This window comes from Bacillus andreraoultii, from assembly GCF_001244735.1.
GTDB classification, from domain to species: domain Bacteria; phylum Bacillota; class Bacilli; order Bacillales; family Caldibacillaceae; genus Caldifermentibacillus; species Caldifermentibacillus andreraoultii.
Map to the genome: position 1 here is coordinate 21939 of NZ_LN868934.1, position 18640 is coordinate 40578.

Consider the following 18640-nt stretch of genomic DNA (forward strand, 5'->3'; position numbering starts at 1 on the left):
TGGAAATTGCCACTACATTATATCGAGATACAAATTGAACAATTTGTTAAAACATCCGTCTGATACCGTTAAGTTGCACTTTTCCCGTTTTTTATGTATATTTTTTTCATAAAAGCGGTTATGATAGATAATAGATATATTTTCCAAGTAAAAATTTGAATCAGCTCTCGGACCGCTCTCTGAGGGCGTTTTTATTATTTTAGAGGAAATGAGGAGATCAAGGAATGTCTGAAAACAAAACATTTTATTTAACCACACCTATTTATTATCCAAGTGGAAATTTGCATATTGGACATGCTTATACGACCGTTGCGGCGGATGCAATAAGCCGTTATAAGCGTTTGCAAGGATATGACGTTATGTTTTTAACAGGGACAGATGAACATGGGCAAAAAATTCAGCGGAAAGCAGAAGAAAAAGGGGTAACGCCAAAAGAATATGTCGATGAAATCGTTGCTGGTATTCAAGACTTATGGAGTAAATTAGATATTTCTTATGATGATTTTATCCGTACAACGGAAGATCGACATGTGAAAGTGGTTGAGAGAATATTTGCACAGTTAGTAGAACAAGGGGATATTTATCTTGATCAATATGAAGGTTGGTACTGTACTCCGTGTGAATCATTCTTTACTGAGCGCCAGTTAGTAAACGGAAATTGTCCTGATTGCGGCCGTTCAGTAGAAAAGGTAAAAGAAGAATCGTATTTCTTTAAAATGAGTAAATATGTCGATCGCTTACTTAAATATTATGAAGAGAATCCTGAATTTATTCAACCAGAATCACGGAAAAACGAAATGATTAATAATTTTATTAAACCAGGATTAGAGGACTTAGCTGTATCAAGAACAAGCTTTGATTGGGGAATTAAAGTTCCAGGTAATCCGAAACATGTCATATACGTATGGCTTGATGCGTTGTCAAACTATATTACTGCTTTAGGATATGGTACTGAAAATGATGAGAAGTATCGGAAGTATTGGCCTGCAGATGTACATTTAGTAGGGAAAGAAATTGTTCGTTTCCATACAATTTATTGGCCAATCATTTTAATGGCATTAGATTTACCGTTACCGAAGAAAGTATTTGCACATGGATGGCTACTTATGAAGGATGGAAAAATGTCCAAGTCTAAAGGGAATGTCGTCGATCCAGTTACGTTAATTGATCGTTACGGTTTAGATGCATTACGCTACTATTTACTTCGAGAAGTACCATTTGGATCTGATGGGGTTTTCACACCAGAAAACTTTGTGGAACGTATTAACTTTGATTTAGCTAATGATTTAGGAAATCTATTAAATCGAACGGTTGCAATGATTACCCAATACTTTGATGGTGTTATTCCAGTTTATGAAAATTCAAATAGTGAGTATGAGAAATCTCTTGTTGAAGTGAATGTGGATGGTTACCACCGATATGAAGCGGCAATGGAAAAGATGGAGTTCTCTGTTGCTTTGTCAGAAATCTGGCATATTATCGCAAGAGCAAATAAATTTATTGATGAAACAATGCCTTGGAAGTTAGCGAAAGATGAGACAAAACGAGGAGAATTAGGAAGTGTACTTGCTCACCTTGCCGAAACATTACGACGAGTTGCCATTATGTTAAAACCGTTTTTAACGGATGCACCGAAGAAAATATTTTCACAATTAAATATTCAAGATGAAAGTCTTCAATCATGGAGTAGTTTAAGCAAATTTGGCATTATACCTTCAGATACAAAAGTAGAAAAAGGCGACCCAATTTTCCCAAGACTTGAAGTTGAAAAGGAAGTTGCTTATATTAAACAAAAAATGCAAGGATCCGTTCAGAAACAAGAAGAAAACAAAAATCAGGAAGATAAACCAGAAACATTACCAGAGATCACGATTGACGACTTTTTGAAAGTAGACCTCCGTGTTGCGAAAGTTATTTCGTGTGAACCGGTGAAAAAGGCAAATAAGTTACTAAAATTCCAATTGGATTTAGGCTATGAAAAAAGACAAGTTATTTCAGGTATTGCTGAGTTTTATAAACCGGAAGAATTAATTGGAAGAAGAGTTATTTGTGTAACAAATTTAAAACCTGTAAAGTTGCGTGGTGAATTATCAGAAGGAATGATTTTATCTGGTGAAAAGGATGGAATTCTTTCTTTAGCTACGGTTGATGAACGTTTACCAATTGGAGCGAAAGTAAGGTAATAATACGGGTAGATTAGGAATTCCAAGAGTAAAAGCAGCTTATAGAAACAAACTTTTTGAAGACTGTTTTCAATTAACATACTTTCTAGGGAACCACCAAGAACAATTAATTATGGGCTCGTTAGGGTATGTTAGATAAATGAAGGCAGTCTTTTTTTGTCGAGAATTAATCGATTTTGCTATGATTTATACAATCTTATCATAATTAGAAGAATGAAATCCTATTGTGCCCAAAATAATACAAGATTGTTACAAGGCTGAAATATATCTATGTTAGGGTAAACAATGAATAAAAGGATTATTTCTTCTTTGATTAATTTTACTAATATTAAAGGAGAATGACTATGTTATTCGATACACACGCCCATTTAAATGCAGATGACTATAATGACGATTTAGCAGAAGTTATAAATAGGGCAGAAGAAGAAGGGGTTTCAAATATCGTTGTCGTTGGCTTTGATCGAAAGACAATAGAAAAGACAATGGAGCTAATTGACAAATATGACCATATTTATGGTTGTATTGGCTGGCATCCTGTTGATGCAATTGGTTGTACTGAAGAGGATTTATATTGGATAGAGGATTTATGCACTCATCCTAAAATTGTTGCATTTGGGGAAATTGGACTTGACTATCATTGGGATAAATCACCGAGGGATGTTCAGCAAAAATTGTTCCGGAGACAAATCCAATTAGCTAAAAAAGTAAAGTTACCAATAATGATACATACGCGAGATGCGATAGAAGATACAATAAACATTTTGCAAGAAGAACACGCAGAAGAAGTTGGAGGTATCATGCATTGTTTTAGCGGAAGTGTAGAAACAGCGAAACAATGCTTGAAGATGAATTTTTATATTTCATTAGGAGGACCGGTAACCTTCAAAAATGCAAGAAAGCCAAAGGAGGTAGCGAAAGAAGTTCCTTTGGATCGGCTATTAATTGAAACGGATTGTCCTTATTTAGCGCCACATCCATTTCGTGGAAAGAGAAATGAGCCTGCATATGTAAAATTAGTCGCAGAACAAATAGCAAATATTAAAGAAATTTCATTTGAAGAAGTAGCTGAAGCAACGACAAAAAATGCAAAAGTAATTTTCGGTATAGAGTGACAAAATAATCGGGGATGTGACAAATCCTTCTGATAACTGTCATCATCCCTACTTAGTAACAAGAATGCTGTCGATAAGATTTTCTTTTTGAAAATAGGAATATATGCAATAATGTAGAACATAGATTTATAACGTCCATACTTTTTTTAGTAGATTATTAGGTGCATTTTTCTATGAAAGTAGTCATAACATGAATTAACAACGTAGAGGATGTGATGGCTTTTAAAAGGTTCACCTAATAGACAATGTCAACGAACGCACCCCCAAAAAAAGGAGGTCCATGCATGAATTTTAAAGAAGTGAAAGGCCTGTTTACAGAAAGTAAGAAAAGGAAAAAGGTACTAATTATAATTAGTAGTTTCATAGTCACCGCGGGATTAACAGGTCTATTCATTTATCAAGGAACGAAGAAAAATGTATCCTTGGTAGCAGATGGGAAAGAGAAGGAAATATACACTCATGCGAAAACGGTAGAAGAATTGTTAGCACAGGAAAATATCAACTATAAAAAACAAGACTATGTGTATCCAAAGATTAGTACGGAACTGGAAAGTGAGATGGAAATTGTTTGGAATCCGGCATCTCTCGTTACGTTAACGATTGATGGGAAAGAAAAGAATGTATGGACAACAACCAAAACGGTTAAAGAATTTTTAAAAGAAAATCAAGTTGAAGTAAATAAACATGACCAGCTAAGCGTTCCAAAAAATGGGAAAATCAAACAAGGGTTAAAAATTAATTTAGAAAAAGCCTTTCAGATCGTCGTTAATGACGGAGGGAAAACTTCAACAGTATGGTCAACTTCGACTACGGTCGTTGACTTTTTAGAACAGCAAGGAATTAAACTAAACAAACTCGACCGTGTTGAGCCGGATTTGGATAAAATGATTAACGGAAAATCAAATGTTACAGTCACCCGGGTTGAAAAAGTCACCGATGTAGTTGAAGAGCCAATTAATTTTGCAACGATAACGAAAAAGGATAATACATTAAAATCAGGAAATCAACAAGTCGTTCAAGAAGGGAAAAATGGAAAAATAGAAAAGACGTATGAAGTTGTCTTAGAAAACGGTGAGGAAGTTTCAAAAAAATTGGTAAGTGAAAAGGTAATAAAAGAGGCAACAGATAAAGTAGTTGCAGTCGGTACAAAAACAGAAAAGACACAAGTAGTCTCTCGTGGTAGTGAAACAGGAAAAGAATTTTATGTTAGTTCAACAGCATATACACCATCTTGTAACGGCTGCTCAGGGAAAACAGCTACAGGATTTGATTTGCGTGCGAATCCAAATGCAAAAATTATAGCTGTCGACCCAAATGTAATACCTCTAGGAACGAAGGTATACGTTGAGGGGTACGGGTATGCAGTTGCCGCAGATACAGGTGGTAGAATTAAAGGACATAAAATTGACGTATTCTTTGCATCTAAAAGTGATGCATATCGTTGGGGAAATAAAAAAGTAAAGGTAAGAGTATTAAAATAAAATGCAGAGGGAATACTCCCTCTGCATTTTACATTTCTAAAGGAAAATATCATAATAAAGTGTAATGAAATAAATTAGCTGTGTTACTTTATAATCATTTGAAAAGAAGATTGGAAAGAAAGTGAATAATAATAAATGTAGTATTTTCACTAGTAAATGAATATTGGAATCACTATAAATCGTAATTAGAATTGTCTATATTGGAGGTAAAAATGAAAATAAAGGAAATTATAGTTGTAGAAGGAAAAGATGATACGGTCGCCATAAAAAGAGCTATTGATGCAGATACAATCGAGACGAATGGATCCGCCATTAATGAAGAAACATTAAAAAAAATTGAGTTAGCCGCACAGACTCGTGGGGTTATTGTTTTTACTGATCCTGACTTTCCGGGTGAAAAAATTAGAAAAACAATTGTGGCGAGAGTACCAAACTGTAAACATGCATTTATCCCCAAAAAAGAGGCCATAGGAAAATTAGGGAGGGGCGTGGGGGTAGAACATGCCACACCTGATGCCATTCGATTAGCGCTAAAGGAAGCACATGTAATGGAGACAGAGCCAAAAGAAGAAATTACGAAAGAAGACTTAATATATTACCGTCTAATTGGTGACCCATCTGCAAAAATGCGTAGAGAAAGATTAGGAGAAATTTTAAAAATTGGTTATACAAATGGTAAACAGTTATATAAACGTTTGTTAATGTTCCAAATTCCTCGAGATTTATTTATAGAGGCCGTTCATACAATTTTTCAGGAGGAACAAATACATGAATAAAGATATTGCAACACCACTTCGAACGAGGGCAATTTTAGAAAAGTACGGTTTTACCTTTAAAAAAAGCTTAGGACAAAATTTTTTAATTGATACGAACATTTTAAATAAAATTGTTGATTATGCAGAGTTAACAAATGAAAGTGGAGCAATTGAAATAGGACCTGGTATCGGTGCCTTAACAGAGCAATTAGCGAAAAGGTGTAAAAAAGTGCTTGCTTTCGAGATTGATCAAAGGTTGTTACCAGTTTTGGCTGATACGTTACAACCATATCCCCATGTATCTATCGTTCATCAAGATTTTTTAAAGGCTGATGTTTATAACGAAATAAGGCAACATTTAGAGGGCATCGATGATTTAGCAATTGTAGCAAATCTCCCTTATTATGTTACAACACCAATCATTATGAAATGTTTACAAGATCATTTACCGTTTCGCTCCATGGTTATTATGATGCAAAAAGAAGTTGGAAGCCGAATTGCTGCAAAGCCTGGTACGAAGGATTATGGATCTTTAAGTATTGCAATTCAGTATTATACAGAAGCGGAAATTGTTATGACTGTTCCGAAAACAGTTTTTATCCCACAACCAAATGTTGATTCTGCTGTAGTCAAACTTACGAAACGAAAACAGCCAGCAGTTCAAGTGAAAGATGAGGAGTTTTTCTTTAAAATTGTTAAAATTTGTTTTGCGCAAAGAAGGAAAACAATCTTAAATAATTTAATTAGTCAGCTTGAACAAGGAAAAGAGAAAAAGGAACGGGTTCAAGGAGCATTAGATCGTGCAGGAATTGATCCATCAAGAAGAGGAGAAACTTTAGCAATTGAAGAATTTGCGCAATTAAGTGATGAACTACTAGCAGATTTCCATAAAAGTTAAAAAGTTAAAAAACGGGTTGTTACAGGAACATATCTTGTCACAATTCGTTTTTTCTATTTTTTATTTGAACTATTTGAATAAAGCTGTTATTTTTCACCGATAAGTTTTCTTTTGCATATTGTATAAAAGCCTTTTTATTCTATATACATGGAGTGAATGCCATGGGATAATGATAAATCAAATTGTTGGGAGAAAGTCGTATCATTGTGATATACCATTTCGAGTTATTGAGATATTTAAAGAGGATGGCAACACATATGCACTATTGTATGGAGAAGATATTAGGTTAATAGCCGATGCACCTATTGACGATTTAATTGTATTAGATCATCGGGAGAAAAATGAAATTTTGGCTCCATTTCGCAAATTAGAAGAGCAGTCCTTTTACTTATTTAGGCAAGATTATAAAACAATTATTGAAAGACAGGAATATGAATCTACTCTTGGTTATAACGCAGATTTCCAGCTGTTTCAAATACCAGGTAAAGTCCTTCATATAGACGGGGACCCTAGTTATTTAAAAAAATGTTTAACTATGTATAGAAAACTAGGTGTACCTGTTACAGGGGTCTATTGTGATGAGAAGGAGATGCCGAATCGAGTTCCACAATGGGTCAATGAAGTTAGACCAGATATACTTGTTATTACTGGCCATGATTCCTATTCCCAACATAAAGGAAGAATGAACGATTTAAATGCATATCGTCATTCTAAAGATTTCATTTTAACGGTAAAGAGAATAAGAAGTAAATTTCCTAGTTTAGATCAGTTAATAATTTTTGCTGGAGCATGTCAATCTCACTTTGAATCATTAATTGCAGCTGGGGCAAACTTTGCTAGCTCACCAACAAGAGTAAATATTCATGCCTTAGACCCTGTTTACATTGTTTCAAAATTAAGTTATACCCCGTTTACTGAAAGAACACACGTATGGGAAATATTACGGAATACCATTACTGGTGAAAAAGGAATCGGGGGAATAGAGACAAAGGGCGTATTGCGTATGGGGATGCCTTACCATCCAAAAAGTGACTAAACTGCTTGCACTACTATGGAATCAACATCACTTTTGGGATTCCGGTAGTGCAATTTTTTGTAGAAATCCTTTGTATCACTTAGAGAAAAATAATTTATTTTGGGCAAAGAGAATTTACTTTATTATCATACATAAAGGTTGGAAAATTAGGCAATGCTATTTATGTCGAAAAAAGTAGAAATATGACAAATAAAGTTGTTGACAAGTAAATTTTATCCTTGATATAATTTAAATTTTAGCCTTGACAATTTTGATAGGGTTTGATATGATAATAATCAGTGAGGTGTAGAAGATATGCCAAGAACATTGTCAGATATTAAAAAAAGTCTTGATGGTAATTTAGGAAAGCGTCTCATGTTGAAAGCTAACGGTGGTCGTAAAAAAACGATTGAACGTACAGGTGTATTAGCTGAGACATATCCAGCCGTTTTTGTTATTGAGTTAGATCAAGATGAAAATTCATTTGAACGGGTATCATACAGTTATGCGGATATTTTAACGCAAACGGTACAACTAACATTTTACGAAGACAAACAAGAATTAGTATAAGTGGGCAGTGAACTTTTGTTCGCTGCTTTTTATTTTTGATTTCGACTCTTCCCATCGCACTTATTCCATTGATAACCGCTTCTATGTGGCTCTATAATAAATGTTGGGGTTAATAAAAGATTCAAAAAAAAGAGACACACGACTCCTAATTTCCTTTTATACTTGAATTGACAGAAACAAGTCAAAGAAAGGGAGTCGTGTGCAAATGAATAATAACATAATTATGCCAGGATTAGAAGACGTAAAAATACTAAAAGTGGAACAAATGGATGACAGATTAGCGTTGTTTGTTGAAATGGAAGNTTTTATTTAAATATTTCAATGAGTATTCTATTAATATTAGTTTTTGTCCTACCAACTTTAATTCCGTATATTACTAAAAAAAATATTAAGAAACAAACCGAAGATTGGACAAATAAAAACGAACTATATACAGCTAGAGTGAGAGATGCATTTAGTGGTATAGATACTATTAAGGGCTATGGGTTAGAGGAAAAAGTTATTGATCAGAATAATAATTATAATAGTTCTGTGGAACAAAGTTATGCAAAGCTAAATAATTGGAGAGTAGTAACAGATAATGTAGTCGGGCTGCTTGGGATTTTAGGTTTCTTTTTCGTTAATCTCTATGGAATATTAATTGCTATAAAAGGCACCATTTCACTAGGAACAGTTGTTGCTATTATACAATTGTCAAACACTGTAATGAATCCAGCGCTAACTATATTTAAAGAATATAGTAAGATTTTAACTACTAAAAAAGTTCGCGACCGTATTCAGGATGTAATTGAAAATGTTAATAAAGAAGAATCAAATGACAAGGAACCAATCAAATTTATAAACGAATTAATATGTGAAAATATTTCATATTCTATTGATGGTAAAAAAATATTATCTAATATAAATATAAAAATAAAAAGAGGTCAAAAGATTCTTATTACAGGTCCTTCTGGTTCCGGAAAAAGTACGTTATTAAGAATCCTTCAGAAAAGAATACAAAATTATTCCGGAAATATTTTCTGTGACGGAAAAGATATTAAATTTATTAATACTTTATCATACTATAAAATAATATCTATGATCAATCAAAGACCATTTTTATTTGATGATACATTACGGAATAATGTAAATTTGGGGGATAGCTTTTCAGATACAGATATCATTCTTGCTTGCTCCCGTGCTGGTTTAGATCATGTTATTTATGAAAAGGGATTAGACTATTCTGTTGGAGAAGATGGAAAATATTTATCAGGTGGTCAGAAACAAAGAATTGAAATCGCCCGTGCATTTTTAAGAAATAGGTCAATATTGTTAATGGACGAAGCTACTTCATCACTTGATAAAGAAACTGCAATTGAAATTGAACAACTAATCTTAAACGACAAGAATTTGACAGTTGTTTCAGTCGCTCATCATGTAGACTACGAATCTCTTAAACTCTATGATAATATCATTGTATTACTTGATGGACATATTATTGAAAAAGGTAATTATGAAAAAATGTCCAAAAATAGACAGTCTTATGTTCACTTTCTTTTATAAAAAATTATTAATTTTTGAGGTGGAGTATTCAAAGGGTGGATATTTAAAACGGAAAAATCCAAAAATATTTAACTACTAAATACTTTTTGGTAATTGTTAACTCCAGACCACTTCACTAAAAAATTTTGGGTGGATGAAATTGAAAAGCTCATAATAGTATTTTCGTTTATATTTACATGTTTACTCGTATTCTTACTAGTTTTTGCAGGAACATATATTGATAATTCAAGAATCGCTCTAAATAACCTTCAAACAATTTAGCAAACAATTTGAATTAAAAAGATTGATATTCCTATTTTCAAATAGTAAACTATAAATATATAGTATTTTCTTTTGTTATTTTATTGCAACCTTTTTAAGGGTTGGCGGGTAACTTAGCAATATTTTAATATTGGAATAAACGCTATGCGCTCTCTGGAGCTTCTAGGAATCTCACATTTTTTGTGAATTCTATGGATCTCTTCGGGAGCGCATTTTGGTGTCTATTTAATAAATTCCGGCTCTATAATAAATGTTGGGGTTAATAAAAGATTCAAAAAAAAGAGACACACGACTCCTAATTTCCTTTTATACTTGAATTGACAGAAACAAGTTAAAGAAAGGGAGTCGTGTGCAAATGAATAATAACATAATTATGCCAGGATTAGAAGACGTAAAAATACTAAAAGTGGAACAAATGGATGACAGATTAGCGTTGTTTGTTGAAATGGAAGCACGCACACATACTTGTCCTAGATGTGGTGCCAAAACACGACAAATTCATGATTATCGAATGCAGAAAATCAAGCATTTAAAGTGGTTTGAACGCCTCTGCTATATCTTTTATAACAAGAGACGATATCGTTGTGATGCTTGCGAGAAGAGGTTTCCTGAGAAAAACAATTTTGTGGAGCGTTATAAACGGTTTACCAAAGAGTGGAATCAGGCTGTAAACGTGAGAAGTGTTCAAGCCAAAACATTTAAGGAACTAGCTCAACAATATGGTACTTCGATTTCAACGGTTATAAGACGATTTGATGCATTTGCCGAAAATGAAGTAGGGGAAGTTAAGGAACTCCCGAGAGTAATCGCTATAGATGAGTATAAAGGGGATACCAAAGAAGGAAAGTATCAGTTAATCATCGCAAACGGAGATACAAGAGAGCCTTTGGATATATTACCGAATAGAAAAGGAAAAACAATATCACAATACTTACGAAAGTATGGGGCCAATGTAGAAATAGTCATTATGGACATGAGCCATTCCTTTAAATCGGCTGTACGAAAGGCCTTAGATCATCCACTAATTATAGCCGACCATTTTCATTTTTGTCGCTATATCTATTGGGCACTTGATAAAGTAAGAAGGCGGATTCAGTCAGATTGGAATGATTATGACCGGAAAAAGTGTAAAAAAATGAGATATGTATTTTACAAAGATAGTGCGAAACTAACCGAAAACGAGAGATGGTACCTAGATCGATACCGTGGTATGTCGAAGGAACTAGATATGGCGTATCAATTAAAAGAGGCTTATTGTGAATGGTTCAAACAAGCGAAAAAAAATGGTTCAGAAGGTATGCGTAAAACCAAAGAAGGCTTAAACACGTTTTATCAGTTAGTTAGAGATACTGGAGTGCAGGAATTTCTACGCAGCATACGGACGTTTGAAAACTGGGAAAAAGAAATTTTAAATAGTTTTATGTATAGCTATTCTAATGGATTTCTGGAAGGAATAAATAACCACACAAAGGTAATAAAACGGAATGCGTATGGTTTCAGAAACTTCAAACGAGCAAGAGCTAGAATATTGTTATCACACAAGTATAAAGGAATAGGGGTCCATCTAGGCTAGAAATAATCCCCCTTTTATTGTAGGTATGAATTTTATTTCATACCTACAATAAAAGGTCACCAAGCGAAAGCGCGGTAGCTTAACCCCAACATTTGACAAAGAACCATTAATTAAGTGCAATTTCCTTTTTTTAATATAATAATTGTTTCCTATATTATGAAACGGACTTTGGAAAGGGGAAGAGATATGGCTAATTTAACGAGAGATTTTTTCATCGGCTTATCCAATAATAAATTGTTGAATCAAGCAGCAAAAAAATGGGGTGTCCGTCTCGGTGCGGAAAAGTTTGTTGCTGGTACAGATATTGATGGAGTTGTTCGAACGATAAAACAAATGAATGACCAAGGTATTCATTGTACGGTAGACAATTTAGGAGAATTTGTTTTTGAAAAGTCAGAAGCAAGACTCGCGAAGCAACAAATCATTCGACTTCTTGACAAAATTTATGAAGAACATTTAGATTGTCATGTTTCCGTAAAATTAACGCAACTTGGACTTGATATCGACTATGATTTTTGTTTAGAAAATATGAAGGAAATTTTAGATACCGCAACCCGGTACGAAATATTTATTAATATTGATATGGAAGATTATATTCATTTTCAACCGACAATCGATATTTTGAAAACGCTTTTATTAGAGTACAATCATGTCGGTACCGTTATTCAAAGTTATTTATTCTGTGCAGAAGAAATGATGGATGAGTTAGAACATGTTCGTGTTCGAATTGTAAAAGGCGCATATAAAGAAAATCCAGATGTAGCATACCAGTCAAAGGCAGAAATTGATCGTAACTATTTGCAACTTGCGAAAAAACGCTTATTAAGTGGCGTGTTTACTTCCATCGCAACACATGATCATTACATTATAAATGAGTTAAAATCATTCGTTGCTATGAACAATATTTCCAAGGATGCTTTTGATTTCCAATTTTTATATGGGTTCCGTCAAGAATTGCAACAAGAATTAGTACGTGAAGGTTACAATGTGACAACATATATGCCATTCGGAAATGACTGGTTCGGTTATTACATGCGCCGGCTTGCCGAACGACCACAAAACTTAAACTTAATCGTCAAAGACACATTTTATACAAGCGACAACAAGTTGAAGAAAGAACCAATTTTAACCGGGGCATTAGCGGTCTCATTGTACATGTTATGGAGAAGTAAAAAGAAGAATGAAAAGAAAGAAGATAAAGCATAAAAGGTGGAATCGTCCACCTTTTTTTAAGCTACTAGGAAGGCTTCGGTGCATTACATCAAAGTCGAAAAACTCTCTTTCTTTTCGGCGAACTCTAGTCTCCGGTTTCGCCTTAAGGCTTTGACACCAGGTTTCTCTATGTAGTAAATTGCTAGTTTCTGTATATGGGTACGTTACAAGGAAAAGTAAGTTAACATTTCGAACAAGTCCTCCTTAGATTTACGACAATGTGGTACACTAATTTTAACGAATTGTAAAGCTTGGGGGGTTGGATGTGAAGACATGGAATATTAACGGTATTGTCATCGGTGAAGGGAAGCCGAAAATAATCATACCGATCATCGGGGAAACTAATGAAGAAGTGCTAAAACAATTTAATACTGTTATGAATCTGGAACCAGATATTATCGAATGGCGTGCTGATGCATACGAGAAAGTTGAACATTTAGATTCTGTCATTAATCTACTATGCCAAATGAGAAAAGAACAAAAACAAATTCCGCTTCTTTTTACTTTTCGAACGAAGAAGGAAGGCGGCTTGAAAGATCTTCCAACTCGTTATTATAAAAAACTACTAGAAACAGTGATTGAAACAAAGCTAGTCGACGTAATTGATATCGAACTATTTACTGGGGATACTCTCGTTTCTGAACTTATTTCACTTGCTGTGAAAAACTCTATTTATACTATTATTTCATATCATGATTTTCATGAAACGCCATCAAAAGATGAAATTGNCTATGTCAGGAACTTATATCGTATTGTAAGTCCTGTTAAGCCACTTTTTTCCGTGAATGTTTGAAGCATGATTCGTAAAAGCTAAAAATGTCACAGTATGAGAGGGGTTGTCGCTGTGGGTAGAAAAAGAGGAATTATGTCTGAGGAAATGAAAGTTGAATTAGCAAAGGAGCTCGGTTTTTATGATGTCGTCCAAAAGGAAGGTTGGGGCGGTATTCGGGCGAGAGATGCGGGGAATATGGTGAAACGCGCAATTGAGATTGCTGAAGAACAACTAAAAAATAGGCAGTAATTCTTCAAATCACCTAGAAACAACAAATAATTTACTGTGACTCATCCGAGGGGATTCTCCTCGGATTTTTTGTTATTTTAACAGATTTTTTACTCGCATTCGTTTCTTATTAAGTTATGTGATAAAATAATACAAAATTATACATTCCGATTAAAGTAGGTGGACGTTTTGAAACTTCTTGTCAAAGCTCCAGCTAAGATCAATTTGTCATTAGATGTCCTTTATAAAAGAGAAGACGGATTCCACGAATTGGAAATGGTCATGACAACAGTTGATTTAGCAGACCGTGTGGAGCTTGAGTTAATTAAAGATGATCGAATTATTATCCAATCGCAAACTCGCTTTGTCCCAGATGATGAAAGAAACTTGGCATATAAGGCGGCTAAAATATTGAAGGACAAGTTTAATATAAATACAGGTGTTTCCATTTCTATTGAAAAGCATATCCCAGTTGCAGCAGGATTAGCAGGTGGAAGTAGTGATGCCGCAGCTGTCTTAAGAGGAATGAATAAATTGTGGGACCTTGGTTTATCAATTGACGAATTAGCAAAAATAGGGGCAGAGATTGGATCTGATGTTTCTTTCTGTGTTTATGGTGGAACGGCTCTAGCGAAAGGAAGAGGAGAAGTAATTACTCCTTTGCCGCCCCCTCCAAATTGTTGGGTTGTACTATCAAAGCCATCAATAGGTGTATCGACAGGAGAGGTATATGAACATTTAGACGTAAATACAGTTAATCACCCTAGTACACAATCGATGGTAAGAGCAATTCATAACGGTGATTATGAATCGATGTGTAATAATTTAGGCAATGTACTTGAATCAGTCACGTTAACGCGTTATCCAGAAGTGAAAAATTTAAAAGAAGATATGAAAAGATTTGGAGCGGATGCAGTACTTATGAGCGGGAGTGGTCCGACAGTATTTGGATTAGTCCAACATGATTCACGAATGCAAAGACTATACAATGGATTAAGAGGTTATTGTAATCAAGTTTATGCTGTCCGAATATTAGGAAAGAAAAACGAACTTTTGTAATACGAATATTTCTACATATAAACGAAAATCATCTTGATAAAATGCGAATATTAATATAATATATTAATTAAAATATTCGTATTTAGAGGTGATTTTTTTTGAGTTGGAAAAGAAGTGAGCGGCTTATTGACATGACCAACTATCTATTAAACCATCCTAGAGAGTTAATCTCGTTAACATTTTTTTCAGAAAGATATAAGGCGGCAAAGTCATCAATAAGTGAGGATTTAACAATATTAAAAGATATCTTTGATCAGCAAGGGATTGGGAAACTTGTTACAATCCCAGGTGCAAGTGGAGGAGTAAAATATATTGTAAAAATTAATGAAGAACAAGTAAAACCCTTTGTTTCGGAACTTTGCCAAATTATTGCTGATCCTGATAGGCTACTGCCTGGTGGTTATTTATACATGGCAGATATAGTTGGGAATCCAACGATAATGGATCAAGTTGGACGAATGTTTGCCTCCAAGTATGCCGATAAGGATATTGATGCAGTAATGACAGTCGCAACAAAAGGAATTACTCTAGCATATGGAACGGCAAGATACTTAAACGTTCCTGTTGTTATCGTAAGAAAGGACGCAAAAATAACAGAAGGTTCAACCGTTAGTATTAATTATGTGTCAGGTTCCACGAAGAGAATTCAAACAATGCTGTTGGCAAAGAAAAGCTTAAAGGATGGTTCAAATGTTTTAATTGTTGATGACTTTATGAAAGCGGGCGGAACAATCAATGGAATGATTAGTCTACTAAATGAATTTAATGCAAGTTATGCAGGTATTGCAGTTTTAGTTGAATCAGAAGAGGTGGAGGACCGATTAATTGATCAATACACCTCACTAGTTAAACTTTCAAATGTAGATGTACGAGAAAAACAAATATCTGTTCATGAAGGTAACTATTTTACGAATAGTTAATAGAAGCCTGCTAGATAACCTTTTAAATAACTTTCTATTACTTCTTTCGATAAAAAAATAAAAAAGTTTATCAAAGAAGAAGGAATATAAAAAAATTTGTAGAAATTAAATTATTAAGTCTACTTTAAGGTGGTGAAACGAATGGAAGTAACAGACGTTCGATTACGAAGAGTGAATACGGATGGAAGAATGAAAGCAATCGCTTCAATAACTCTCGATAATGAATTTGTTGTTCATGATATTCGTGTTATTGATGGTAACAATGGATTGTTTGTAGCGATGCCTAGCAAACGTACTCCTGATGGTGAATTTAGAGATATAGCCCATCCAATTAACTCTACTACTAGAGGGAAAATTCAAGAAGCGGTGTTATCTGAATACCATCGTTTAGGAGAAGTAGAAGTAGAGTTAGAAGAAGCTGGGGCATCCTGAATAGAAAGTGCAACTGAGAGCCTACGAGTGTAAGGCTCTTTTTTAAATTTCCAAAACACTTAGAATGAATAAATAAAATCAATAAATAAAATAGATATTGTCAATGATGATCATACATAGCTAATTCATTGAAATTAATGTCACAAATGAATTTTTTTTCACCGATATATATCACATCCTTCCTTGAAATATGTCTCTAATTGATATATATTCAATAATGGATAAAAAGGTATATGGAGGGTGCGCATGTCAAAACGTTATGTGATTGTTTTAGCAGCAGGTCAAGGGACCCGAATGAAATCAAAACTTTATAAAGTATTGCATCCTGTTTGTGGTAAATCGATGGTTAAGCACGTTATCGACGGAATGAAAGAAGTAGGTGCTGACCAAATTATAACGGTTGTAGGCCATGGTGCAGATCAAGTTAAGGAAGAGTTAAGGAATGATTGTGACTTTGTTTTGCAAGAACAGCAGTTGGGAACTGCCCATGCAGTCATGCAAGCGAAGGACTTATTACAAGATAAGCAAGGACTTACTCTTGTCGTTTGTGGTGACACACCGCTATTGAGGGCGGGAACAATACAAGCTTTGATGGATTATCATATTCAGGAAGGTGCAAAAGCGACTGTCCTTACAGCAATAGCAGATGATCCAACTGGATATGGACGTGTTATTAGAAACGATAGAGGGTATGTCGAAAAAATTGTTGAGCAAAAGGATGCTACTGATGAAGAAAGAAAAGTAAAAGAAATAAATGCTGGCACCTATTGTTTTGATAATACAGCTTTATTTAATGCGTTAGAACAAGTATCTAATGATAATGCTCAAAATGAATACTATTTACCAGATGTAATAGAAATATTAAAAGAAGCGGGCGAAACTGTAACAGCTTATCGGACGGATGATTTTAACGAAACGTTAGGTGTGAATGATCGTATTGCTCTTGCAAAGGCTGGTAAAATTATGCAGCAGAGAATCAATGAGTGGCATATGAGAAATGGCGTTACAATAGTTGACCCAGAACAAACATACATTGATGCATCCGTACAAATTGGTCAAGATACGGTTGTTTATCCAGGGACGATTCTCAAAGGCAACACAAGTATTGGTGATGATTGTGTAATCGGACCAAATACAGAAATTGTAAACTGCTCTATTGGAAATAAAACGACGGTTAGACAATCAGTAGCTTTTGATAGTGAAATTGGTGCAACTGTACAAATTGGCCCGTTTGCTCATATTCGGCCTCAATCAATGATACATGATGAAGTGAAGATAGGGAACTTTGTCGAAATTAAAAAGGCTGAATTTGGTAAGGGAAGTAAAGCATCACACTTATCCTATATTGGAGATGCGGAAGTAGGAAGTAACGTAAATATTGGTTGTGGATCAATCACGGTTAATTATGATGGTGTAAATAAGTTTAAGACAAAGATAAATGACGGTGCCTTTATTGGTTGTAATTCAAATTTAGTAGCCCCTGTAGAAGTTGGTGAAGGTGCATACATAGCCGCTGGTTCGACGATTACCAGTGATGTGCCAGGAAACGCACTTTCTATTGCGCGTGCCCGTCAAGTTAATAAGGAAAACTATATAAATAAACGAATAAAAAAAGACTAACCAGGAGGTTCATCATGTCCAACCAGTACCCAGATAATAAGCTAAAATTATTTACTTTAAATTCCAACCCGAAGTTGGCAGAGCAAATTGCAGAAGTAATTGGTGTAAGCCTTGGTAAATGCACGGTTAATCGTTTCAGTGATGGGGAAATACAAATTAACATTGAAGAAAGTATTCGGGGCTGTGACGTATTTGTTGTCCAATCAACTAGTAACCCAGTAAATGAACACTTAATGGAACTACTAATTATGATTGATGCTTTGAAACGGGCTTCTGCAAGGAAAATTAATGTTGTTATGCCTTATTATGGATATGCTCGTCAAGATCGAAAAGCGCGTTCTCGTGAACCGATAACATCTAAACTTGTGGCTAATTTACTGGAAACGGCAGGTGCATCTCGGGTTATTACATTAGATTTACATGCTCCACAAATTCAAGGCTTTTTTGATATACCTATTGACCATTTAATGGCCGGTGGTATTTTAGCTGATTACTTTAAAAAGAAAAACCTTGAAGATGTAGTCATTGTCTCACCTGATCATGGTGGTGTTGTTCGTGCACGCAAAATGGCAGACCGCTTAAAAGCACCAATTGCTATTATTGATAAACGTCGTCCTCGTCCAAACGTAGCTGAGGTAATGAATATTATTGGTAATATTGAAGGGAAAACAGCTATTATTATTGACGATATCATTGATACAGCAGGGACAATTACACTAGCAGCAAATGCGTTAGTAGAGCATGGTGCAAAAGAAGTATATGCATGTTGTTCACATCCTGTTTTATCTGGACCAGCAATTGAACGTATTCAGCATTCGAAAATTAAAGAATTAGTTGTAACAAATTCAATTGCACTAAAAGAAGAACAATTAATAGATAAAATTAATGAATTATCGGTTGCACCATTAATAGCAGAAGCAATTATTCGTGTATTCGAACATAAATCAGTAAGTGTCCTGTTTTAGTAAAATTAAATAGTATATAAGAAATGATAAAAGATGATTGAG

Annotated in this window: 17 protein-coding genes; all 17 read left to right on the forward strand. The window is 34.5% G+C overall.

The features are described 5' to 3' along the window. Positions 1 to 224: 224 nt before the first annotated feature. The 17 genes from metG (at position 225) to BN2144_RS00285 (ending at position 18598) form a co-directional block, all read left to right on the forward strand. Entirely contained in the window at positions 225 to 2183 is a 1959-nt protein-coding gene (metG, locus tag BN2144_RS00205; protein ID WP_033826361.1) for a methionine--tRNA ligase, read from the forward strand. Between the two features lie 344 nt (positions 2184 to 2527). Beyond that, positions 2528 to 3295 carry a TatD family hydrolase gene (locus BN2144_RS00210; RefSeq protein WP_033826362.1) on the forward strand — a complete coding sequence of 256 codons (768 nt, stop codon included), beginning with the start codon at positions 2528 to 2530 and terminating at the stop codon, positions 3293 to 3295. Positions 3296 to 3579: 284 nt separating this feature from the next. Further along, positions 3580 to 4776, forward strand: a complete 1197-nt coding sequence (locus BN2144_RS00215) for a G5 and 3D domain-containing protein (RefSeq protein ID WP_033826363.1) — start codon at positions 3580 to 3582, stop codon at positions 4774 to 4776. 212 nt (positions 4777 to 4988) lie between these two features. Then, the gene (gene rnmV / locus BN2144_RS00220) at positions 4989 to 5552 is read left to right on the forward strand and encodes a ribonuclease M5 (protein WP_033826364.1); all 564 of its coding nucleotides are present in this window, start codon (positions 4989 to 4991) and stop codon (positions 5550 to 5552) included. Further along, entirely contained in the window at positions 5545 to 6429 is an 885-nt protein-coding gene (rsmA, locus tag BN2144_RS00225) for a 16S rRNA (adenine(1518)-N(6)/adenine(1519)-N(6))-dimethyltransferase RsmA (protein WP_033826365.1), read from the forward strand. Before rnmV ends, rsmA begins: the two co-directional genes overlap by 8 nt. 169 nt (positions 6430 to 6598) lie before the next feature. After that, positions 6599 to 7465 (forward strand): sporulation peptidase YabG, encoded by an 867-nt coding sequence (gene yabG, locus BN2144_RS00230; protein ID WP_075047774.1) that lies wholly within the window; start codon positions 6599 to 6601, stop codon positions 7463 to 7465. A gap of 294 nt (positions 7466 to 7759) precedes the next feature. Continuing rightward, positions 7760 to 8014, forward strand: a complete 255-nt coding sequence (gene veg / locus BN2144_RS00235) for a biofilm formation stimulator Veg (RefSeq protein ID WP_033826366.1) — start codon at positions 7760 to 7762, stop codon at positions 8012 to 8014. Positions 8015 to 8335: 321 nt separating this feature from the next. Then, positions 8336 to 9556, forward strand: coding sequence for an ABC transporter ATP-binding protein (locus tag BN2144_RS00240; RefSeq protein WP_033826367.1), 1221 nt, complete (start codon positions 8336 to 8338; stop codon positions 9554 to 9556). Positions 9557 to 10166: 610 nt separating this feature from the next. Beyond that, positions 10167 to 11390 (forward strand): ISL3 family transposase, encoded by a 1224-nt coding sequence (locus BN2144_RS00245; RefSeq protein WP_082195104.1) that lies wholly within the window; start codon positions 10167 to 10169, stop codon positions 11388 to 11390. A 186-nt stretch (positions 11391 to 11576) separates the two neighbouring features. Continuing rightward, entirely contained in the window at positions 11577 to 12596 is a 1020-nt protein-coding gene (locus tag BN2144_RS00250) for a proline dehydrogenase family protein (protein WP_033826369.1), read from the forward strand. Between the two features lie 271 nt (positions 12597 to 12867). Then, positions 12868 to 13395: a type I 3-dehydroquinate dehydratase gene (locus BN2144_RS00255; RefSeq protein WP_050632152.1), complete on the forward strand. Its 528-nt coding sequence runs from the start codon at positions 12868 to 12870 to the stop codon at positions 13393 to 13395. Positions 13396 to 13446: 51 nt separating this feature from the next. Next, positions 13447 to 13623 carry a small, acid-soluble spore protein, alpha/beta type gene (locus tag BN2144_RS00260; protein WP_033826370.1) on the forward strand — a complete coding sequence of 59 codons (177 nt, stop codon included), beginning with the start codon at positions 13447 to 13449 and terminating at the stop codon, positions 13621 to 13623. 168 nt (positions 13624 to 13791) lie between these two features. After that, a complete protein-coding gene (ispE, locus tag BN2144_RS00265) occupies positions 13792 to 14661 on the forward strand; it encodes a 4-(cytidine 5'-diphospho)-2-C-methyl-D-erythritol kinase (RefSeq protein WP_033826371.1) in 870 nt (289 codons plus the stop codon). A 98-nt stretch (positions 14662 to 14759) separates the two neighbouring features. Then, positions 14760 to 15581, forward strand: a complete 822-nt coding sequence (purR, locus tag BN2144_RS00270) for a pur operon repressor (protein WP_033826372.1) — start codon at positions 14760 to 14762, stop codon at positions 15579 to 15581. Between the two features lie 141 nt (positions 15582 to 15722). After that, on the forward strand, positions 15723 to 16013 hold the full coding sequence (spoVG, locus tag BN2144_RS00275; protein ID WP_033826373.1) for a septation regulator SpoVG: 291 nt from the start codon (positions 15723 to 15725) through the stop codon (positions 16011 to 16013). 246 nt (positions 16014 to 16259) lie between these two features. Further along, positions 16260 to 17633, forward strand: coding sequence for a bifunctional UDP-N-acetylglucosamine diphosphorylase/glucosamine-1-phosphate N-acetyltransferase GlmU (glmU, locus tag BN2144_RS00280; RefSeq protein ID WP_033826374.1), 1374 nt, complete (start codon positions 16260 to 16262; stop codon positions 17631 to 17633). Between the two features lie 14 nt (positions 17634 to 17647). After that, on the forward strand, positions 17648 to 18598 hold the full coding sequence (locus BN2144_RS00285) for a ribose-phosphate diphosphokinase (RefSeq protein ID WP_033826375.1): 951 nt from the start codon (positions 17648 to 17650) through the stop codon (positions 18596 to 18598). The last annotated feature ends 42 nt before the right edge of the window (positions 18599 to 18640 follow it).